Genomic DNA, 22,128 nt, shown 5'->3' with positions numbered 1-22,128 from the left:
TTTCACCTCTTAATCTTGTGTAGCATCTTTTTTGCGAATTCTTATTAGTGGCACGACAAATGACAAGGCACTGACAATCAATAAGGAGATGGAAATAGGATCAGAAACAAGGATTGCCAGATTGCCACCCGAGGCGGTCAACGCCTGTCGCAACGCCTGTTCCATCATTCCGCCCAGGATAAAGGCAAGTATGAACGGGGCTGCCGGAAATGAAAACAAGCGCATCAAGTAGCCGATCACTCCAAAAATGAGTAATAAATAAAGGTCAAATGTACTGAAGCTGATAGAATATACACCAATTAAGCTGAAAATGATAACAAGAGAAATCAGCATCGGCCGGGATATCTTCAATATTTTTGCTATATAAGGGATCAATGGTAAGTTAAGGATCAATAAAAATACGTTTCCGATATACATACTGGCAATAATCCCCCAGAAAACTTCCGGACGATCCTGTACTAGGAGTGGACCAGGCTGAATGCCCAGAACAAGAAATGCCCCTAGCATGACGGCAGTAGTACCAGAGCCAGGAATACCTAAACTTAGCAACGGAACGAATGCACCGCTCGTAGCAGCGTTGTTGGCTGTTTCCGGTGCAGCTACTCCTCTTACCGACCCTTTCCCGAATTCTTCCGGCTTCTTGGCAATCCTTTTTTCAGTAATATAACCGATAAACGACGCAATTGTTGCACCGGCTCCCGGAAGCACACCAAGAATGAAACCTAAGAAAGATTGTCTTGTCATCGGTCCTTTCATTTCTTTAAGATCTTCTTTACTCAACTTCAAATTGCCGATGTCACTTTGTTTGCTTAATGATTTGTCTTTTCGATTGATGATTAAGAAACAGACTTCTGCAATGGCAAAAAGTCCAAGAGCTATGACAAGAAAGTCGATACCTTCAATAAGATTAGGGGTTCCAAACGTAAAGCGGGTAGTCCCTGTCTGGGCGTCCATCCCAATCGTAGCTGCTATGAAACCTAACGTAGCTGCTATCAATGCTTTAATCGTCGAACCTTCCGATAGACTGGAGATTGCAGTAAGCCCTAGAAACATCAAGGCAAAATACTGCGGGGGACCAAACGAAACTGCTACCTGTGCGAGAGCTGGCGCGAATAGCATCAATAGAACCACTGAAACAGTTCCTCCTGTGAAAGAGGAGATAGCTGCAATTGCCAGTGCCTTACCAGCCTCTCCCCGTTGCGCCATCGGGTAGCCATCGAATGCGGTTGCTACTGTACCCGAAATTCCCGGGGCGTTTAATAAAATGGAAGAGGTTGAACCGCCAAAGACAGCACCATAATAAACACCAGCCATCATCACTAAAGCAGCGGAAGGATCCATTCCATACGTGACTGGAATCATGATAGCAATGGCACTGATCGGTCCCAAACCAGGCATCATTCCAATCAATGTCCCGGTTACAACGCCAATCAAAACAAACATGATTCCTTGTAAACTAAATGCAACTTGGAAGCCTTGCATCAGGCCGTCTAATGCACCCATTTTTCACCAACACCTTTTAAAATGGTAATATTCCTTGAGGTAAACGAATCTGTAATAAATAGTTGAATAGATAATACAAAACGGAAGGAAAAATAAGTGATACCAATAAATTACTCACCCATCTGTTATAACCCAGGAACCAGGAACAGAAGAAAATAAACAAGGCCGTTGCAATCAGGAACCCGACTATTTCAAATAAGAAAATATATAAAAAGATCATTCCTCCGACTGCAAGTATGACCATCAATTCTTTTTTGGGCACGCTTCGTTTTTTCTTTTGTTCTTCCGTTTCGGAAGACTTGTCAAAGAAAAGCAATACGGCTAATCCAACCAGCAAGTAACCAAGCGCTTTCGGTACAAGATCGGAATCCACAGGAACATATGGATATTCCTTCAGGTTGTAACTTAAGTACAAATAACCGATTCCAAACAGGATTAGAAAAACACTTATTTTTTGATTCATCGTTTTAAGCACATGCATCACCTTCATAAAAGAGTTCGAGTTTGTAAGAGAAGGGTCTGCCCTCCCTGAACCGCCATCTGCGGCGGAATGAAAGTAATCAGACCCTTAAGTAAACAAACTCGCATGTTCTGTTTATTGACCTAAGCCCAGTTCTTCAAGCAGGCTTCCTAATTCGTCATTTTGCTCTTTCAGGAACTCCTGGTATTCTTCACTATTCATGTACATTTCGTCCCATCCGTACTGGTCACGAAGCTCTGCGAATGTGTCAGAGTCACTGACTTCCTTGAATTTCTCTTCATAATAAGCAACTGCTGCAGGATCCATGTCTTTCGGACCGAAGAACCCTCTCCAGTTTACGAATGTTGCATCGATTCCCTGCTCTTTTGCAGTTTCAAAATCAGATAACACCTCTCCATCCAGTCTTTCTTCTGCAGTGACACCTAGAACTTTAATTTTTCCTGCTTTCACTTGTTCTACCGTTTCAGCTACACCAGTGGAATAAACATCGGCACTTCCATTCAAGATTTGGGTAAGCGCCCCGCCATCCTGTTCAGAAACATATTTGATTTCCTGGATATCTACTCCCGCTGCCTTGGCGATTTTAATGAACTGCATGTGATCCATGGAACCAGGTGAAGATGCTCCGACTACCGTTACGCTCGAAGGATCTTCTTTCATGTCGTCGAACAAGTCATTCAAGTTGTCCCACTCTGCATCTTCAGAAACAGCAAATGCACCATAGTCTGCAATCATATTGGATAGTGGTGTGAAATCTTCATAGGACAAGTCTGATTGTCCGTTTAACGGAACAAAAATTAACGGAGGAGACGATACGAATAAATTGTGGGGATCATTCGTGCTATTGATGTAAGACCAGCCTACAGCACCCCCGCCACCAGGCTTATTGACAACACCAATATCTGTATCTACAATACCTTCCTCTTCCATAATCTTACCGACACTTCTGGCTGTTGTATCCCAGCCGCCACCAGCGCCACTAGGAGCTACAATTTCTATATTCTGTTCTGGCTCCCAGTCACCCCCGCCTTCTCCAGAATCCGCTTCTGAATCAGCGCTTTGATCGCCGCAAGCTACTACAAATACAAGTAAGGTTAAAATAGCCATCATCCATAATTTCTTCATGTAAATACCTCTCCCTTTCCAGATGTAATCTTTCATTAACTTCATGGTAAAAGAAAGAAATGGAATTGTAACCGTTTTCAAAATATTCTGTGTTAAAAATAATAAAAAAATAAACCAAATAAAATTCACGAAAGAAACAATAAAGACAAGCACAAAAAAAGCCCCCTCCACCCAGGGGACTAATCAATCATTCAGATAGTATTTTCTTTCCGGTCTTCCTACTTTACCGTACCTCATCTCTGCCTGTCCTTCTTCAATAGAAATCAAGTATTCCAAATAGCGCCGTGCAGTGGTTTTTGATGCCCCCATTTTTTCGCTTGCCTGTTCGGCGGTCAGCCCCTCTTTGGCTTCAGCCAGCATACTTCTCACCTTATCAAGGGTAAGTGGATCTATTCCTTTTGGCATATTTTCATTCGGTGGTGTAGTATTCTTCCTGCTGCCAATCAATTGATCTACCATATCCTGATCGAAGGTATCCGTCGAGTCTATCATTTGTTGCTTTTCTTGATAAGAATGGATAGTTTTTTTGAAGCGGTCAAGAGAAACCGGCTTAATGATATAGTCGATAACCCCATATTTTAAAGCTATTTCAATCATTGCTTTATCATTGGCAGCTGTGATCATAATGATATCGATCGTAGGAGAAAGCTCTCTAATATCATGCAGCAAATCCGTGCCGAGCCTGTCTGGCATATAGACATCCAATAATAATAAATCTGGTTGTTCGTCAGCTATGAGTTCAAGGGTTTCCTTTCCATTCAATGCTTTTCCGACTAATTGGAACCCTGTTATTTCACTTAAAAATTTTTCATGGAGCTGTGCCACCCGAAAGTCATCTTCAGCGATCACGACCTTAATCATTGAAGCCACCTCCCTTTTTAGGTATGAATATCGAAAACATTGCTCCCTCTCCGGATGTCTGGCTGATTTCCATCGTCCCGCCAAGTTCTTCTACAATTTCGTTCACGTTCGCTAATCCAAAACCTCGGTTTTGACCTTTTTTAGTGGAAAATCCTCTCATGAACAAATACGGCATAATAGAGTCAGAGATGCCAGGTCCATTATCTGTAATTTCAAAAACAATATCACTGCCGATATCAGTTGCAAAGAAACCCACCTTTCTCTCTTCCTGACTACTTACAGCTTCGAAGGCATTGTCAATGATATTACCTAATATCGTTACCAGCTTAGAACGATTGATATGTTTTGGAATTAATTGAAGAGACGATTCACTATCAATTGAGAAATCTACTTTTTGTTCCGACGCTTTACTTATTTTCCCTAGCAAAATAGCCTGTACCGTATCATCTTGAATCTGATCAAAAAGAACCTTGTTTTGAGTCTGAGACGTTTGAAACTCGCTTTCTATCAAGTCAATAGCTTCCTGATAATTTCCTAACTGAAGCAGGCCAAGCAAAACGTACATTTTATTGGTAAATTCATGTGTTTGCGCCCTTAAGTCTTCAGAATACCGCTTCACTTCAGAAAGAGCATTAACCATTTCTCTTACCTCTGTCTTGTCTCGAAAACTGGCAACTACCCCTACGACGTTATCATCTTCCAGAATAGGTGTGCGATTGACAATGATGACCCGGTCTTTCAGAATCATTTCTTCATTATGTTCAGGCGTGCCTGATTCCAGGACACGAAGCATTTGAGTATTCGGTAATATTTCTTCGATTGGCTTCTTGTTCGTATCTTCCGTTATATTCAACATAGCCTTTGCTGATTGATTGATCATCGTAACAAGGCCTTGATGATCAATGGCAATAATTCCTTCTTTCACCGAAGAAAGAACCGCCTCCCGATCGCGGTACAGCGAGGCAATTTGGTAAGGCTCAAGCCCCATCGTGTCCTTCCGTATACTTCTAGCCAGCATAAAACTTCCAAATGTGCCGAGCAGAAGAACTGCGATAGAAATACCACCGATATCCATAAATTTCTGCAAGGCAGCTGAGTTGATATCATCAATCAAAAAGCCGACGGACACAATCCCGATGATATCTCCATCATCATCTAAGATAGGGGCCTTGCCCCTCAGCGACGGCCCTAATGTACCTTCTGCTTTTGAGATATAATATTCACCATTTTTCAAAGCACGATCGTTATCTCCGCCAACCATTTGTTCACCGATTTTCCACGGGTCAGGGTGTGCATAACGGATACTATCCTGATTCCCTATGACGACAAACTCTGCACCTATCTCTTTTTGTACGCTTAACGCTATCGGCTGTATGATCTCAGCTGGATCTTCGCTATTGAATGCGTCTTTAATGGTCGGCATAAAAGAAAGTGTAGTCGCAGCCTGAAGTGCCAGCTGGCCCATTTTTTCCTCTGTCTCCTGCTTTTCCCAATATGCGAACACTCCAGAGAGTATAATGATAATCGAAACAATTAATGTAATTACCAGCCCAAGGATTTTTGTTTGTAAGGACACACGAAAACGGCTAGTCATGATGAGGAACCTCTTTTCGTAAAGCGCTTTATTATATTTATTTTAACATGTGAAGCAGGGGTGAAAATTAGAGGGTGAACGAAAACTTAATTATTTTGATTGAATATTCCAAATATTAACAGAGCAATGAATTTACTATGTTAATAAAGTATATAAAAAAGCCCTCCCATATTTCAGGGAAGGCTTTCTACGCTTTGCGGCGAAGGACCGATGACCACATTCATCGTTTAGCTCAAAAAAGCATATCCATTCGTCTTACGCAAATTAGCTCATCGCTCAACTAATATACCACGTAAAACCTTCAAACACAATCCTTCTTTTTAAAGTACTTTACTTAAGAACTCCTGCGTCCGTGGATTCTGAGGATTTCCAAAGAGGTTACTCGGTACATCTTCTTCCATAATGATTCCTTCATCCATGAACAATACCCTGTCGCCAACTTCCCGGGCAAAGCCCATTTCATGGGTAACAACCACCATGGTCATCCCTTCTTTGGCAAGATCCTTCATAACCTCCAGTACATCCCCGACCAGTTCAGGGTCAAGGGCTGATGTCGGTTCATCAAACAGCATGATTCTAGGTTCCATCGCAAGTGAACGAGCAATGGCGACACGCTGCTTTTGACCACCTGACAAGCTCTCCGGATAAACATCCGCTTTATCACTTAAACCGACTTTATCCAGCAAAGGCAATGCGACTTTCTTTGCTTCGTCTTTGCTCAGACCTTTAACTTTTATAGGCCCAAGAGTGATGTTCTCCAGGACCGTTCTGTGTGGAAAAAGGTTAAAATGCTGAAAGACCATTCCGACCCGGGAGCGTACTTCATTAATATTAACTTTCGGATCAGTCAGGTTTGTGCCTTCAATCAGAACATCGCCGGAAGTGACTTCTTCCAGTAAATTCAGACATCGGAGGAATGTACTTTTTCCAGAACCGGATGGCCCGATAACACAGACTACTTCTTGTTCCTTAATTTCTGCATCAATTCCTTTCAATACTTCAACGGAACCAAATGATTTATGCAAATCTCTAACGCTGATCATCATACGTCAAGTCTCCTTTCTACCCTTCTCAAGTAAACCGCTGTCGGCACAGTTATGACAAGGTACATAATACAAACCATCGTCAATGCCTCGAATGCAGCAAAAGTTGATCCATAATATTGTTGCCCCATATATAGCAGTTCACCAACAGCGATTACAGAGAAAAGTGAGGTATCCTTAAGACTAATGACAAACTGGTTACCAAGCGGCGGAATCATTCTTCTGAAAGCCTGTGGCCAAATGATGTAGCGCATTGTCTGGTTACGAGTAAGACCGATGGACCGTCCTGCTTCCTCCTGTCCCTTATCGATCGAGTAAACAGCTCCACGGACAATTTCTGCGATATATGCCCCCGCATTAATAGCAATAGCTATAATTGACGCCGTTATTTTATCGATATTAACACCCATCAAATCAGACAGACCGAAATAAATGAATAAGATCTGGGCAAGAATCGGTGTACCGCGAACAACTTCTACATATACTGTTGCGATTCCATAGATGATTTTACTTTTTGAAAGGCGGGCGAAACCGAAGATAGCTCCGAGGATAAAGCCGAAGATCAATCCGATACCTGTAATCAATAATGTCCATACCAGCCCTTCGAGCAGCATGGGCATAACCCGGTAATAGTGGGATTGTGTAATAAAATCCATGAATGTTCGCTCCTTATTCAACATTTTGTGCAACATATAAATTAAATTTTTTCATTAGAAAAACTTGGCTTGTCGCCAAGTACTTATGGCGAAAGCCTTAGTATTTTCTTATACTTTAATCCTTTAACAAAGTTAAACTCTCTTAAAGTAAAATAAAAGCGCAACAAGCTAATCACTTGCTACGCTTTTACCGATCAGCTATGACGTCTTGGTGTCTTGTGTATTATTCAGAGGATTCTGTGCCGTATTTACGCTCACCGAACCATTCTTCGTAGATATCATCATACGTACCATTTTCAATGAGAGTTTCCAGTGCTTTGTTTACATCCTCAACAAGCTCGGAATCTTTAGGGAATGCAATACCATACTGCTCCCCTTGCAGAATATCTCCGACAGTTTTCAGTTTTGCAGAGTCATTGGCGACATAATATTGGACGTTCGGAACATCATACATGACGGCGTCCAGACGGCCTGACTCTAAGTCCATGTATGCTTCTACAATTCCAGGGAACGTAACTAGCTCGGCATCAGGATGGTTCGATTTGATGTATTCTTCACTGGTTGTACCAGAACGAGTACCAACCTTTTTGCCTGTCAGATCATCTTCAGACTGAATGTCCTCATTATCTTTATTAACAGCGATCATCAGACCTGCATCATAGTATGGGTCTGAAAAGTCGATTGTTTCTTTACGTTCTTCTGTGATGGTCATCCCTGCAATACCGATATCAAAACGGCCGGATTGCATTCCACTGACTACCCCATCAAATTTCATTGACTCGATCTCCACCTCAAAGCCCGCTTCATCAGCAACCGCTTTGATCAGGTCGATGTCGAAACCTTCCATCTCACCTGTTTCTTCGTTCAAAAATTCAAATGGAACGAAGTTGTTATCTGTAGCAACTGTATACTTCTCCGTAGCATCGCCAGTGTTACAACCAGCTAACAGTAGAGTGGATAATACAATTGTCAGGATAAATAAGTACCCTTTTCCTTTTCTCATTTTCTTGTCCCCCTTTTTATGTGCGTAATTAATTATCTCAAAAGTCACCATTAATTAAAATTTTCTGAATAATGTATATATTATCATATTTATACAAAATTAATGATTTTTATAACTTTTTCGGTTAATTGCTAATAATTACGACTATTTATTACGTATTACTGCTGATTACGATAGATTTACAATTTGACCACAGCTTGTAAACTTTATCAACTAACATTTTTCTAGGATTTTACTAGGATTTTTCACCATATTTATAGAACTAAGTACTTATAAACTTGCAAGGAGGGGTATTATGAACTTCCTGGTAAACTGGATCGACTATTTGATTTCTAGTAAAAAGACACTTATCTACACTACATTCAGTCTTGAAGAATACTATAAAGTTGTTTCCAGCCTTAAATCTGCTTCTATCAAGTACCGTGTAGCCTCCAATGTTCACTTATCAGGTAATACTGGCGTGACTAGTAATAATTATGGGAATGAATATAAGTTTTATGTAAAAAAGGAAGATAAGCATAGGGCAATGGATGCTATACATTCAAATTAATAAACAGGAAATCGTACAAAAAAACCGCCTGAAAATTCAGGCGGTTCAACTGTTTATAATAAATTTTCCTGTAACCGGAAGCAGACGACTTTCGGTTCGGTCATCGATTCGATAGCGTAACGGACACCCTCGCGTCCAATGCCAGAACCTTTGACACCGCCAAATGGCATCGCGTCAATCCGGTAGTCACTGCTGTCATTGATCATGACACCACCGACATTCAACCCTTTGATTGCATGGAAAGCATGATTGATATCGGAAGTGAATATCCCTGCCTGCAATCCGTAGTCGACATCATTGGAACGCTCAATGGCTTCATGCAGGTTCGCTACCGGTGTGATCAGGACAACTGGCCCGAAAATTTCTTCATAAGCGATTTTAGCTGTCTTTGGTACATCACTTAAAACAGTAGGGTAATAGAAGCTTCCTTCCCGCTTGCCGCCTGTGTGGAGCTTTGCCCCTTTCATCAATGCTTCGTTCACCCAGCTTTCGACTCGCTTTGCCTCCCGTTCATTAATCATCGGGCCGACATCCGTCAGTTCATCCATTTTATCTCCGACCTTTAATTCGGACGTGCGACTGATAAACGTATCAAGGAAGCGGGAGTACACGTCTTTTTGAACGTAGATTCGCTGGACCCCGATACAATTTTGGCCGACTGCAGAGAAAGCGCCGGAGACACAGGATTGAACCGCATCGTTCAGGTTAGCATCGTTCAATACGATGACAGGAGAATTGGATCCAAGCTCCATGCTTACTTTTTTAGGACCTGCCTGTTCCGATATCTTCTTCCCGGCATCTGGTCCGCCTGTAAAGGACAACACTTTAACAGAAGGGTGAGTGACGAGTGTTTCACCGATTTCACGTCCTGAACCAGTAACTACAGATAAGAATCCATCTGGCAACCCGGCGTGGACGAAAGCTTCCGCTAACATCAAAGCACTAAGCGGAGTGACAGATGCCGGTTTGACAACAATAGCGTTTCCGGCTGCGATTGCGGGTCCGACTTTATGGGCCACAAGGTTCAGTGGATCATTGAATGGGGTGATTGCACCGACGACCCCTACCGGAAATCGGTAATGATATCCGACACGGTTTTCACTGCCTTCATTCTGATCGAAATTGATCGTTTCCCCATTGATTCTGCGAGCTTCTTCGGCACTAATCTGAATCGTCTGGATAGCCCGCTTAACTTCCCCACGAGCTTCATTGATTGTCTTGCTTCCTTCCGAAGCGACTGTTCTGGCAAAATCCTCTGCATTTTCTTTCATATAATTAGCTGCTTCCGATAACACTCGAATCCGTTCGTGGGTTGGCCAGACGGCTGTTTTCATATAAGCTTCTTCAGCTTTTTCAATCGCGGTAAGCATATCCTTACTGCTCCCCAAAGGTACGGAAGCGATTGGACGATCATTTTGGGGGTCCACCACCTCAAATGTTTGATTCGAATGGACCCATTCTCCGCCGATCAGCATCTTGACTGCTTTCACTTTGGTATGCATTTCAACACCACCTTCCTTAAATTTTGGCCATAGTCTTCTGTCTTTGATAGTCAATCAGGTCAATCAATAAGGAGAAACCCGTTTCTTTTAGCCCGGCGCCTGCGCCCGTCAACATGATTGGTCCTGCCAGATCACATTCATACAAAATTGCGTTCGTTGCACCTGTTACGCCTGCCAGAGGATCATCCGCGTCTAGTAATTGTGGTTCGACAGAGGCGGTAACCTCTCCATTCTCTTTCTTCACCTGAGCCAATAAGCGCCATTTCTTATTATCCTTCAGTGCTTCATTGACCATTTCAAGCGTCATATGACGGATGCCCTTGCATGGGATATCTTTGGAAGAAATCGGGGTACCCATCAAATAGCCAGAAAGAATGGCCGCTTTATACCGGGCGTCATAACCTTCTACATCATTCGTAGGATCTGCTTCGGCATATCCCAGCTCTTTCGCTTTTTGCAAAGCTTTGTCATAGGAATTACCTTTTTCCATTTCTGTAAGAATATAATTTGTCGTACCGTTTAAGATTCCTTTAATCTCCGTAATTTCATTGCCTGCAAGGGTAGCTATTGGCATTCTTAATGCTGGCGTTCCGCTCATAACAGTACCTTCGAAGCCCCAGTAAGCCCCGTTTTTCTCTGCAAGCGCAGTAAGCTCTTTGTAAGCGAGCGCTACCGGTCCTTTGTTCGTAGTTACGACACTTTTTCCTTTTTCAAACGCAGCCCGGCAATGGTCGATGGCAGGCTGTCCGGTTTCCACATCAGTAAAAGTCACTTCAACAATCATATCGGCATTGGTATCCTGGATCGTTTCCATACTATTCAGGCCCTTGACTGTACCTGGCTCGTCAGGATAATTCTCCACATTTCCCGTTTCCCGGACTGCTTCGAGTAACTGTGCAATATCCAATCCATCAGGTTTATAGACCGCACCTTTCATCATATCCGAAACCGCAACCACTTCTGCATCAAGGCCATAAGATCTTTCCAGCTGTTCCTTCCGCTCCAGCAGAATTTCCGCCAGCGCCTGCCCGACACCACCAAAACCGACAAATGCTATCTTAGTCATCGACCTTCCTCCCTTCTTCTATTTGTATTAACCTGTGAGCGCTATTCGTCAAAATCGCTGTACCAATTGGCAGGGCGTTTTCATCTATTTGAAAGTCACCTGTATGCAGCTTTCGTTCTGGTGTCCCTTTCTTAGCACACCCGAGAAAAAACATCGCTCCTGGCCTTTCAGCAATCATATGAGCGAAATCCTCGCCCCCCATACCAAACGGCCCCTCATGGATTTTCAAATTGGGGTAAAGATGTCTGGCAGCTCTCCTAACCGCTTCATTCACTCGTCTATCATTATCTAACGCAGGCTCTCCGGTTTCTATTTCCAGCTCATAAGTTCCACCCAGTGGCAGAATGACATTTGCCACCTGTTCTAATTCCCGGACTAGCTGCAACCGCATATCTTGAGTGTAGGAGCGCATAGTGCCAGTAATTGTCACTTCATCAGGGATAACATTCGCCGTCTCCCCTCCATGAATTTCTCCTACACTGATGGTACCTACGGAAAGTGGGTCTATTTTCCGGCTAATCAGACTGTACAACCCTTGTAAAAAATAGCTCGACATCCAAATCGGATCCGTGGCCAGGTGAGGATAGCCGCCATGGCCGCCAGTCGCTTTGATTGTCATGTGGAAATTATCGATATTTGCCATGCTCGGTCCGTCATTCACCTGAATTTCACCTGTCATATGCCAGGGGCATACATGTAAAGCAAGGAACACGTCGATGTCATCCAAAAGACCGGACTGCAACATTAATGGTGCCCCGGTTAACCCGGCATCGTTGGTGTCTTCTTCTGCCGGTTGGAAAATGAATTTGATTATACCATTTAACCTTCCTGCCTTTGCATCTTCACCCAATAGTCTAGCAGCTCCTAACAGCATAGCCGTATGGGCATCATGACCACATGCGTGCATAATACCTTGATGAATAGATTGATATTCTACATCATTGTGTTCATTAATAGGTAAAGCGTCCATATCTGCACGTAACCCAATGACAGGGCCCTCTCCACTGCTTAAGGTAGCGACAATGCCATACCCGCCGACATTGGTTTGGATATCAAAAGCCCCCATCGCTTCAAGCTCGCGGAGAACGTATGCACTCGTCTCTTTTTCCTGAAAACTTAATTCCGGATGGCGGTGCAGATGGCGCCGCCACCGGATCAAATCTGCTTTTATTCGTTCGGCATTTACGGTTACCGGGTCATGTTTAATTTGCACAAGGACCCCTCCCTATCACCCTTTCACTGTCAAACTCTCTGGCAATGAGCGGAATGCTTGATTCAAGTCTTCTTTTAAATCTTCGATATCTTCAATCCCTGCAGAGTAGCGAATCAATCCTTCTGGTATTCCCATTGCCGCCCGTTCTTCCGGCGTACACTCGACATGGCTGGTAGTTCTGGCCGGGCCGACAATCGTTTCGACAGCACCAAGGTTAGCCGCACGGTTAGAATACTTGAGCTTAGGCAGTAAATGACGGACAGTATCCATCCCGCCTTTGACAGAAAAGCTTAGCATGCCGCCGAATCCCTTCATTTGCGTCTTAGCAATATCGTGGCCTTTATGCTCTTCCAGCCCAGGGTAGAATACGTCATCGACAATATCGACCGTTTTTAAATGACGGGCTATCGCTAAGGCATTTTCATTTTGACGATCAATACGAAGCTTCAATGTCTTCATACCTCGAAGCAACAAGTATGCCGCCATCGGATCGAGCGTAGCCCCGTTAATTTCACGGTAATGGTACACTTTCTCAACGAGTTCTTTACTTCCGACAAGAGCTCCGCCAAGCGCATCGGCATGACCGCCCAAGAACTTAGTGGCACTGTGGATAACCAGGTCTGCTCCTAAGGCGAGCGGGTTCTGGTTGACTGGTGTTGCAAACGTATTATCTACAACAACAAGAGCTCCTACCTTTTTAGCCACTTTTGCCATCCGTTCAATATCAGTTATTTTAACGGTCGGGTTGGTCGGTGTTTCCAGATAAAGAACTTTACACCCTTTCATTACTTCTCTTTCAATCGCTTCATGATTCCCTGTCTCACAAAGCTCTACATCGATTTGCTGCTGCGGGAGAAATTCCGTAAAAATTTTGTTCGTGCCACCGTACGTATCTTTAATTGAAACGATCCTGTCGCCAGGGAATAAGAGTGTTCCTAGTGTGTTGCTGATAGCTGCCATCCCTGTTGAAAAGCTGGTTGCAGCTTCCGCATCCTCCAGAATCCTGATTTTTTCTTCAAATGCCTGGACGGTTGGATTCGTATTTCTTCCATAAATGTGCCCTTCTTTATTGCCTACCGCTACTTCATACCAGTCATCCATATCGTCATAACCAAACGACACACTGTGAACTACCGGTACCTGTGTTGCTCCGAATGCTAATGAATCCTTTTCCCCCGCCCAAATTGCACGTGTTCCGATATTTGTCTTTTTCATCCTAAATTCCTCCCTTGATTTTTATTTAGTAAGCCTCTCGTAGGCATATCTAGCAATTGCTGTGTCCTGGATGCCGGTACCAGTCAAATCACAAATTGTTATTTGATTTTCAGAATTTCGGCCTTTTTTATCGCCGGCAGTAATCTCCCCAAGTTCAATCGCTTCATCGATCACCCGCTGGCTGTGGCAGGCACGCAGTTCCCCGAGCCTAGTTGACTGGGCGATAACATCACAGACAAACATATCTGCTTTTTCTAAAACGCTGCTCTCCAGTTCCTGTTTATGCTCGGCGTCTGACCCCATAGCAGTTATATGCAAGCCTGGATGAAGCCATTCGGCTTTAATAACCGGTGTTGTTGCTGGTGTGGTAGTGATTATTACATCACTAGCCCTGACCATTTCTTCCGCTGAGCTGGAAATCGTCACATTAATCCCCAATTCCCGCTCCATCTCTGCTTTGTATGCTGCGGCTTTCTCAGGTGTCCGGCCATAGACGAGCAAATGATCAAAATCCCGGACTAGCTTGAGAGCTTTTACTTGATATCTTGCCTGTGCCCCCGTTCCGATTACCCCTGCTGTATTGATTTTCTCCTTGGCCATGTGTTTTGCTGCTACTGCTCCTGCAGCAGCTGTCCGCATTTCCGTGAGATAACCGTTATCGGCAAGTACAGCCTGTGGTATTCCGGTCTCCGAACTCAATAACAGCATCATACCACTGGCGCTTGGCAAGCCAAGTTTATAATTATCAAAAAAACCAGAGGAAAGCTTTACGGCGAAGCTGTCATACCCGGCTACATAAGCTGATTTAATATCAACTTCGCCGTTATATTCCGGTACATCAATCCTCATGATTGGAGGCATTTGTACTTCCTTTTTCACTAAATCAGTAAAGGCCTTCTCGACTACGTCAATAACCTCTTTTTCGAGGTGGATGACCTTCTCCATCTCCTCCTTAGCAAACAGCTTCATCACAAGACACCTCCTAGCTGATCTTATCGGTTGGATTGAGGTTCAATGGATCCCGTACAATCAACCCTTGTGGATAATTTGTAAACCGTTCACAGCCTGTATCCGTAACCCGGAAAGTCTCCGAAATTTCAATGCCATAGTGATCAAACCAAAGGCCCGGAATCAGATGGAATGTCATATTTGGCTCTAAAACTGTCTGGTCACCTTTTCGCAGGCTCGCGGTGTGCTCACCCCAGTCAGGAGGGTAACCCAAACCAACGGAGTAGCCCAGTCTTGATTCTTTTTCCATTCCATATTTGCTGATGCTTTTCCGCCACACTGCCTCAATATCACCACAAGTAATTCCTGGCTTAATTGCTGCCAGCACTTCCTGGATCCCTTCTGTCACTATTGGTGAAAGCGTTGTCATTTCCTCTGCAGGCGTTCCTAGAGAGACCGTACGAGCTAGCGGAACGTGATAACGTTTATAACAGCCAGCCAATTCAATGATGACAGATTCTCCAGTCATAAAGGACCGTTCTGACCAGGTAAGATGTGGAGTGCAGGTATTTTCCCCTGATGGCAGCAATGGTACGATCGAAGGATAATCGCCTCCATGCCCATTAGCCCCTTTGACGAGGTGATAATAAATAGTTGCCGCTACATCCGATTCTTTTGCCCCAGCATATATACTTTCAATTCCTTTTTCCATGGCATGTTCGGCTATCTGTGCGGCTCGCTTCATGTATTCAATTTCCTGATCCGACTTGATGATTCTGACACCGTTAACCAACAAGTCCGCGTTTTTGAAAGTTGCATTGGGCATGTTTTTCTTCAATTGCTCCAATGCCTTCGCTGAAAAATAATAATTATCCATCTCTACCCCAATTGTCCGGTTACCCTGGCCAATTTGATTTAATATCTCAGCGATGAAGTCCATTGGATGATAGGTATCGGAATGAACGTAGTAGTCAGGATATGAAATTACATTTTCATCATAGATCCAGGTTGTCTTCCTTGCTCCATTAGCATCCTGAAACCTGCCTATCCACAATGGCTGTGCTTCATCGATAATAATGACAAGCATCTGATGGACATAAAAAGACCATGCATCATATCCGGAGAGATAATTCATATTAGCGGGATCCGTAATCAGCAGCACCTCTATCCCACTCTCTTCCATCCGCTTCTTCGTTTTCTCCAGCCGCCCATGGTATTCTAAAATATCAAAAGGAAGCATCATTATATTCCCTCCTTACATTAACTGAATATTTATATAATTCTTACTTCTCATTGTATTCATTAAAGTAAACAAATGTAATGTCCAATATGTATGAACTTTCTAAGCTAGGCTTTATACAAATTAAATAGGCGCTCCGCAAGAACCCATAATGGGTTTCACAGAGCGCCTATATTTGGCATTATTCAAGTTTTTTCAGCATCCATAGGCGAACACTCAGCTCCAACAGGAATAAATCATCAGAGTCGACTAATGACAAGCCTGTCAAGTGCTCAATATTCCGAAGACGATGTAACAGAGACTGCCGGTGCAAGTTGAGTGCACGTGCCGTCTGACTGACATTGCTATTGTATTTATTGTAAACAATGAACGTGTGAATCAAGTCCGTCTGCCGCTTCTTATCATATTCAATCAGCTTCTCTAATGTGTCTTTGACAATTGCCGAAATATCCGGATCATGGGAGAGCGCCATCAGCAGTCGGTTGATGCGGGTGTCACTGAAAAAGGTCCGCTCCCCTTTTCCATACTGCTGCTTTCCGATATCAAGCGCTGTTTTCGCTTCCTGATAGCTTTTATGGAAGGAATAATGGCCATCCTTGTGAATGGCGATCCCCCACGATATCTCAATCCCTGCTAATAAATCGTTCAAGCGCCGTTCGACCATATCCAGAAATTGATTGGACGCTTCCATATAAGGATGATGATCCGCTTCCAGATACACAATCACTTCCCCATCCTCAAAGGTCGTCATGGTACTCCTGCTCAGTAGCTCGCCAGCCTGATTGATTTCTTTTTGAATATAATAATTACGGCTATGGAGGGAAGAGCCAGCAGAACGATCCGTTTCCTTCAATTTTTGATTCGTTTCCGTAAAGCTGATTTCACCTACCATACAGATATAAGACTTTGTCAGGTCATACCCAAGCAACTGTCCCTTCGACATCGTCTGCTTCGTAATTTCTGTATCATTTTTAGCGAGATCTAATAAGAAATTATCCTTCAAGCGGATTTCGGTCATTTCAATAGCATTTTCCTGCAAAAAATAAAGGGCACAAGCCGTCAGGGCATGTTCTAAAATATTCATGACCAGCCACGTCAGCTGGTGACGGTCATCCGGCTTAAAAATTAAATATCCTTGTTTTTTTTGATTCGAAAGGATTGTAAGCTGATAACATGTCTGTTGATCGATGACAAATTCTTCAATATGGTGGTACAGTGGATGCTCGCTGAACTGGATATCAGTCTGGGGGATTTGCTGTACCTGCCCGTCAACCTTTCCATTAAAAACATCCAGCAGGTGCGGATCGACATCATGGTTGGCCCGTATCCGCTTATTGTGATCACTGATCGCAATCGGTATTTTCGTATTTTTATACAAATAATTAGATATTTCCTGAAGTCCTTTACCATTTAAAACAAATGTAATCAATTCCTGTCTGATTTCTTCTGCCTGCTGTCTTTCGGCCTTCTTCTCCTGACTGATTTCTTCCAGCACCACTTGCAGGATATCACCAAAACGTACTTCCCAGGGGAGATCGATAAGGATCAGGTCCTTTTGTTCAGCGAGCTGTAAAATTCGGTCTGGTATATCATAGATATAACGGCCAGTGGCAAACGCCAGGACAGAAGCTCCGGATTGGATGACATCCCTTGTGAATTCCTCCAACAGCAGAGGGTCATCTTCACAGCCAATTCCTGTACTTAAAACGAACTCTTTGCTTCGCACAAAATTTTCAACTGGTGTCTCAATCACCGAAATCCAATCGACCTCTTTTTCATGTAACACTGACTTACCTGTCTTGACCTTGGCTGTCTCCATAATCGGAAGCTGGATGATGTCTTTTACGGTCAATCCCATATCCCCCACCTCACCCTTGTTAAACTAATACTTGCCGGTCAAGGAACGGATCGTGTCATGATCGACATTGTTTCCGCTGATGACTAGGACAATATTTTTATATTTACTACTTTCTTCTCCCAGCAGCCAGCCAATTCCTGCTCCGGCTGCCCCCTCTATTGCCATTTTATGATATTCCAGCATAAACATTATCCCTTTTGCAATCGAATCCTCCGATACAAGCACACTCTTATCCATTAATTGTTTCACCATTGAAAAAGTGTAGCGATTATCAGGACCAAGCCCGCCGAGCAAGCTATCGGCTAAGGTGTCCGACTCTTTCAAAACGATGGGCCTGCCATGCTTCAGACTTTCATGCATGACTGCTCCTTTCTCCATAGAAACACCAGTGATATTAATAGTCGCGTCCGTGGATTTCAATGCAAGACTGATTCCTGCAAGCAGCCCGCCACCTGACAATGGAATGACCGCCTGATCAATTTCCGGGCATTCTTCTAAAAGTTCCAATGCAATCGTCCCTTGGCCAGCGATGACTTCCGGGTCATCAAATGGCTTTATGACTGTAACGCCTGATTGCTTCTCCAGTTCGTAGCAATACTGTTCGGCGTCGTCCTGATTATCACCAACTATCTCCACATGGGCACCCAGACGCTTCAACTTTTTCACCTTTTCCTGCGGCACTCTTCTGGAAATACAGACAGTCGCAGGTATATTGGCCGCTTTTGCTACGTGAGCAACCGCAATCCCGTGATTTCCTGTTGAAAAAGTAGCTACCCCTTTATTCTTTTCTTCTCTCGTCAACGACAAAATCTTGTTGGCAGCTCCTCTTAGTTTGAAGGCTCCAGTCGGTTGCATATTCTCTAGTTTCAAATAGACATTAGCCTCCAGCCTGTCAGACAGATGCTGAGAAAAAAGCAATGGAGTTTTAGATACTATGCTTGCTATACGCTTTTGAGCTCTCCAAACATCCCGGATCGTTACACCTGCCACTTGCATTCTTTCCATTCCGCCACCCCCAATACCTTTTCTGAATTATATATAACCTTGTAATTGTCAGTCAATTGCCAATATTATAGTTTTTAATGAAAATTAGACAAAGTACCGTTCTCTCTTCAATGATACAACCATATTTTATTTAGAGAGGAGGTGTTAATATTGGCGATCACCGAACAAAAAGGATATATATATACAATCAAGCAAGGAGATACCTTATACGCTATTGCCCGCAGGTTCGGTACCACTGTGGAAGCTATTGAACAGGCAAACCATTTGTTCCCCCCTGTTACAGACCGCGGGCTTATTTTTCCAGAAGATGTGTTGGTAGTACCTACTTCTACTCCGTCCCCGATAATGAGTTATGTTGTTTACCCGGGGGATGGGTTAAGAGGGATTGCCGCTTCTTTTCAAACATCGGTAGATTTATTGGCCGGTATCAATAAAATCGATAATCCGAACCTCATTTATATCGATCAATTGCTCTTAGTGCCGGCATTTTCGTATGAAATCGAATCCGGGGACACGCTATACCGTATCGCTTCCCGATTCGGTACCACGCTAGAAGCCATTGAAAAAGCAAACAGCGACAGGCCTGGTTTTCAAAGAGATGTCATCTGGCCCGGCTATCACCTGGTTATCCCTATTCCTACTTCTACTAACATCTTTGCTACTACTCCGCTCCCAGGGACCCGAATTAGAAGTGGGCAGCAAGTAGAAGGATATGCCCGGGTTTTTGAGGCTTCCGTCCATCATCAAGTAAGGGACAATAATAATGTAGTTGTTTCCCGTGAACGCTTCACAACCGCATCCGAGGGGGCACCTGCTTATGGATTCTTCAGCAGTACGCTGCCATTTGACCGGCAGCCGACAAGCAGCTCGGGTGAAATGTGGGTATATAGCAGAAGTGCCAAAGACAACAGTATCCAGGATCTTGTACGAATCCCGGTAACTTTTTAGAACAGAAAAAACCCCGATCCTATAGCTGGATCGGGGTTTCTTCATCAGCTTGCTTTTCTCGCAATAACTTGTTTATTGAGCATTCCTTTATGTTTCATTATTTGTACGACAAACCAGACAGCGACTGCCAGCCAGATGACCGAACCGATGATCATCGATGTCGAATAAGCTAAACCGAAGCCTTCAGGAGCATAGAAGATATACGTACTGACAACACCAGTCATAAATAGCGCTGGGATACTGGCAATCCAGTGGAATTTCTTACTCTGCAGCAAATACATCGCTGCTGTCCATAGCATGACGGTGGCCACAACCTGGTTGGACCAGCCAACATAACGCCAAAGGAAGCTGTAGTCCATTTGCGTCAATAAAAAGGTTGGAATTGCTACAGGGAATACAAGACCGATTTTCACCCAGTTTCCCTTCAACTCCTTTTTACTAACTTGTTTTAATAGATCAGCAAGCATCATCCGTGAGGAACGAAGCGCTGTATCACCTGTCGTGATTGGAAGAATGATAACGCCGAGTACTGCCAGGATACCACCTAAGGTTCCAAGGGTAGTCGTGCTGATTTCATTAACTACGCCAGCAGGACCGCCTGCTGCTAATGCTTCCTGCAGCCCGCCAGTGTTCCCGAAGAAAGCCATACCTGCTGCTGCCCAAATCAAAGCGATGACACCTTCTGCTATCATGGCACCGTAAAATACTTTACGGCCTTCACTCTCTTTTTTAAGAGTACGAGCCAGTATCGGGCTTTGCGTACTATGAAAGCCGGAAATAGCACCACAGGAAATAGTGACCATCAACAACGGCCAAACTGGCAAATTTTCCGGATGAAGGTTGCTTACTGTCAAGTTCGGCACCGGGTTATCGAAAAAGAACAAGCCGATTCCGATCGCCACTGCCATGAAGATCAATACGGCACCAAAAACCGGGTAGACCTTACCGATGATTTTATTCACTGGCAAAACGGTCGCGATTAAAAAGTAAGCGAATATGAGCAAGAGGGAAGCCAGGAATCCCAGTGGGGTCACTTCCGCCATCAGCTGTGCCGGGCCTGCTGTAAAAGCGGCAGCTACCAGAATCATTAAAGCTATCGATAGTAGATTAATAATAGATTTTGCATATTTTCCTAAGTATTTGCCAACGAGAGTCGGGTACTGCGCTCCATTATGACGAAGCGACAACATTCCTGAAAAATAGTCATGTACGGCTCCTGCAAAAATCGAGCCAATTACAATCCAAATAAATGCAATAGGACCATATAACGCTCCCATTACTGCTCCAAAAATCGGACCGAGCCCAGCGATATTCAATAACTGGATCAAGCTTGCCTTCCACCAGCTCATCGGCATGTAATCGAAGCCGTCATTGTTTCTGTATGCTGGTGTCTGCTGTTGGTCGTCAATGCCGAAAATTCGTTCGACCACCTTTGCGTAAACGAAATAACCTGTCAGTAATAGTGCGATGGATGCAACAAATGTAAGCATCGCTGAGCCTCCCTTCAAATCGAGTGATAGAGAGTATTCTATAACGGAATTAGACAAAAAACAACATCTTTTCTGAAAATTTTATGTATTCTTTCTAATTAACCGCTTACATTTTCAAACACGAAAAAAGCAGTGGGGTTCCCACCGCTTTTTGACTACTTTTGATTGGATTCCAGCTTCAGCTTTAATTTTTCTACTTGAGCTTTCAAAATCATATTATCCTGGGTCAGCGCCTCAATTGTTTCTTCTTTTGCCTGCTTCCATTTTTCATATTCGTTGCTATCTTTCTTCGACGTTCTTTTATCGTCTAGTTCTTTAGTTAATTTCTGATTCTTTTCATTAAGTGTACGATTGGACTGCTCCAATTCGATGAGTTTGTTTTGGACTTTCTCTTTTTCTTTCAAAAGGTGTTCGATTCTTAAAGTGAGATTTTCCTTCTGAACGCGGAATTCGCTCTCCTGCTTTTGGAGCAGCTCCTGCAACGACTTGTTTTTGATTTGCAGTCGTGAACGGTCACTCTGTTGTTCAGCGATGATTTCTTCAGCGGCACGAAGCTCCTGCTCCATCTTTTCTACCTGGTAATCCAATGCAGCTTTGTCTTCAAGCAGCTGAATATTTTGTTCTTTCAAATCGTCAAGCTGCGCATAATGGTAGTTTTCCTGATAATCTTTTACCTTTTCTTTATACTTTGCCAGCTCTGCTTTGAAATGAATGATCTTCTGCTGGAGCTGGATAGGATCCCCCATATTATTTTTATTCATACCGTAACCTCCCATAAATATTAACTTCCTATGCTTGGGCGTTTACCATATGTATATGTATAGGAT

20 protein-coding genes are annotated in these 22,128 nt (G+C 43.6%); 2 read left to right on the top strand and 18 right to left on the bottom strand.

Going from position 1 to position 22,128, the window contains the following annotated elements; genetic code table 11:
• Positions 1-9 precede the first annotated feature (9 nt).
• The 8 genes from B9Y67_RS03690 to B9Y67_RS03655 all read right to left on the bottom strand — a co-directional run bounded on the left by B9Y67_RS03690 (position 10) and on the right by B9Y67_RS03655 (position 8,266).
• On the bottom strand, positions 10-1,503 hold the full coding sequence (locus tag B9Y67_RS03690; protein WP_085505419.1) for a tripartite tricarboxylate transporter permease: 1,494 nt from the start codon (positions 1,501-1,503) through the stop codon (positions 10-12).
• 16 nt (positions 1,504-1,519) lie between these two features.
• The gene (locus tag B9Y67_RS03685; protein ID WP_243847164.1) at positions 1,520-1,966 is read right to left on the bottom strand and encodes a tripartite tricarboxylate transporter TctB family protein; all 447 of its coding nucleotides are present in this window, start codon (positions 1,964-1,966) and stop codon (positions 1,520-1,522) included.
• 132 nt (positions 1,967-2,098) lie between these two features.
• Entirely contained in the window at positions 2,099-3,109 is a 1,011-nt protein-coding gene (locus B9Y67_RS03680; protein WP_085505642.1) for a tripartite tricarboxylate transporter substrate binding protein, read from the bottom strand.
• Between the two features lie 183 nt (positions 3,110-3,292).
• The gene (locus B9Y67_RS03675; protein ID WP_085505418.1) at positions 3,293-3,970 is read right to left on the bottom strand and encodes a response regulator; all 678 of its coding nucleotides are present in this window, start codon (positions 3,968-3,970) and stop codon (positions 3,293-3,295) included.
• Positions 3,963-5,564 carry an ATP-binding protein gene (locus tag B9Y67_RS03670; protein ID WP_085505417.1) on the bottom strand — a complete coding sequence of 534 codons (1,602 nt, stop codon included), beginning with the start codon at positions 5,562-5,564 and terminating at the stop codon, positions 3,963-3,965. Before B9Y67_RS03670 ends, B9Y67_RS03675 begins: the two co-directional genes overlap by 8 nt.
• A 320-nt stretch (positions 5,565-5,884) precedes the next feature.
• Positions 5,885-6,607, bottom strand: a complete 723-nt coding sequence (locus tag B9Y67_RS03665; protein WP_085505641.1) for an amino acid ABC transporter ATP-binding protein — start codon at positions 6,605-6,607, stop codon at positions 5,885-5,887.
• Positions 6,607-7,263 (bottom strand): amino acid ABC transporter permease, encoded by a 657-nt coding sequence (locus B9Y67_RS03660; protein ID WP_085505416.1) that lies wholly within the window; start codon positions 7,261-7,263, stop codon positions 6,607-6,609. The genes B9Y67_RS03665 and B9Y67_RS03660 overlap by 1 nt, the downstream gene beginning before the upstream one ends.
• Positions 7,264-7,486: 223 nt before the next feature.
• Positions 7,487-8,266: a glutamine ABC transporter substrate-binding protein gene (locus B9Y67_RS03655; RefSeq protein ID WP_085505415.1), complete on the bottom strand. Its 780-nt coding sequence runs from the start codon at positions 8,264-8,266 to the stop codon at positions 7,487-7,489.
• A 295-nt stretch (positions 8,267-8,561) separates the two neighbouring features.
• On the opposite strand from B9Y67_RS03655, the gene B9Y67_RS03650 reads away from it, so the two are divergent.
• Positions 8,562-8,816: a hypothetical protein gene (locus tag B9Y67_RS03650; protein WP_085505414.1), complete on the top strand. Its 255-nt coding sequence runs from the start codon at positions 8,562-8,564 to the stop codon at positions 8,814-8,816.
• A gap of 53 nt (positions 8,817-8,869) precedes the next feature.
• Here B9Y67_RS03650 and B9Y67_RS03645 read toward each other — a convergent pair whose 3' ends face one another.
• The 8 genes from B9Y67_RS03645 to eutB all read right to left on the bottom strand — a co-directional run bounded on the left by B9Y67_RS03645 (position 8,870) and on the right by eutB (position 18,863).
• A complete protein-coding gene (locus B9Y67_RS03645) occupies positions 8,870-10,318 on the bottom strand; it encodes an aldehyde dehydrogenase family protein (RefSeq protein ID WP_085505413.1) in 1,449 nt (482 codons plus the stop codon).
• A 16-nt stretch (positions 10,319-10,334) separates the two neighbouring features.
• Positions 10,335-11,384: a homoserine dehydrogenase gene (locus B9Y67_RS03640; protein WP_085505412.1), complete on the bottom strand. Its 1,050-nt coding sequence runs from the start codon at positions 11,382-11,384 to the stop codon at positions 10,335-10,337.
• Positions 11,377-12,597, bottom strand: coding sequence for a M20 metallopeptidase family protein (locus B9Y67_RS03635; protein WP_085505411.1), 1,221 nt, complete (start codon positions 12,595-12,597; stop codon positions 11,377-11,379). The genes B9Y67_RS03640 and B9Y67_RS03635 overlap by 8 nt, the downstream gene beginning before the upstream one ends.
• 15 nt (positions 12,598-12,612) lie before the next feature.
• The gene (locus B9Y67_RS03630; protein WP_085505410.1) at positions 12,613-13,812 is read right to left on the bottom strand and encodes a cystathionine gamma-synthase family protein; all 1,200 of its coding nucleotides are present in this window, start codon (positions 13,810-13,812) and stop codon (positions 12,613-12,615) included.
• 21 nt (positions 13,813-13,833) lie between these two features.
• Positions 13,834-14,781 (bottom strand): cyclodeaminase, encoded by a 948-nt coding sequence (locus B9Y67_RS03625; protein WP_085505409.1) that lies wholly within the window; start codon positions 14,779-14,781, stop codon positions 13,834-13,836.
• 13 nt (positions 14,782-14,794) lie between these two features.
• Complete coding sequence (locus B9Y67_RS03620; RefSeq protein WP_085505640.1) at positions 14,795-16,000, bottom strand: M24 family metallopeptidase; 1,206 nt, start codon at positions 15,998-16,000, stop codon at positions 14,795-14,797.
• A 181-nt stretch (positions 16,001-16,181) separates the two neighbouring features.
• The gene (locus tag B9Y67_RS03615; protein WP_085505408.1) at positions 16,182-17,858 is read right to left on the bottom strand and encodes a PucR family transcriptional regulator; all 1,677 of its coding nucleotides are present in this window, start codon (positions 17,856-17,858) and stop codon (positions 16,182-16,184) included.
• A 24-nt stretch (positions 17,859-17,882) separates the two neighbouring features.
• Positions 17,883-18,863: a hydroxyectoine utilization dehydratase EutB gene (gene eutB / locus B9Y67_RS03610; protein ID WP_139823718.1), complete on the bottom strand. Its 981-nt coding sequence runs from the start codon at positions 18,861-18,863 to the stop codon at positions 17,883-17,885.
• 141 nt (positions 18,864-19,004) lie between these two features.
• On the opposite strand from eutB, the gene B9Y67_RS03605 reads away from it, so the two are divergent.
• Positions 19,005-19,811, top strand: a complete 807-nt coding sequence (locus tag B9Y67_RS03605) for a LysM peptidoglycan-binding domain-containing protein (protein ID WP_441007546.1) — start codon at positions 19,005-19,007, stop codon at positions 19,809-19,811.
• Positions 19,812-19,855: 44 nt separating this feature from the next.
• On the opposite strand, the gene B9Y67_RS03600 is transcribed toward B9Y67_RS03605, so the two are convergent.
• A complete protein-coding gene (locus B9Y67_RS03600; RefSeq protein WP_085505406.1) occupies positions 19,856-21,301 on the bottom strand; it encodes a carbon starvation CstA family protein in 1,446 nt (481 codons plus the stop codon).
• Between the two features lie 155 nt (positions 21,302-21,456).
• The gene (locus B9Y67_RS03595; protein ID WP_139823717.1) at positions 21,457-22,062 is read right to left on the bottom strand and encodes a hypothetical protein; all 606 of its coding nucleotides are present in this window, start codon (positions 22,060-22,062) and stop codon (positions 21,457-21,459) included.
• Positions 22,063-22,128 lie beyond the last annotated feature (66 nt).

It is taken from the genome of Thalassobacillus devorans (assembly GCF_900176565.1).
Taxonomy (GTDB): domain Bacteria; phylum Bacillota; class Bacilli; order Bacillales; family Halobacillaceae; genus Thalassobacillus; species Thalassobacillus devorans_A.
This window is presented reverse-complemented; position numbering and strand designations above follow the sequence as displayed.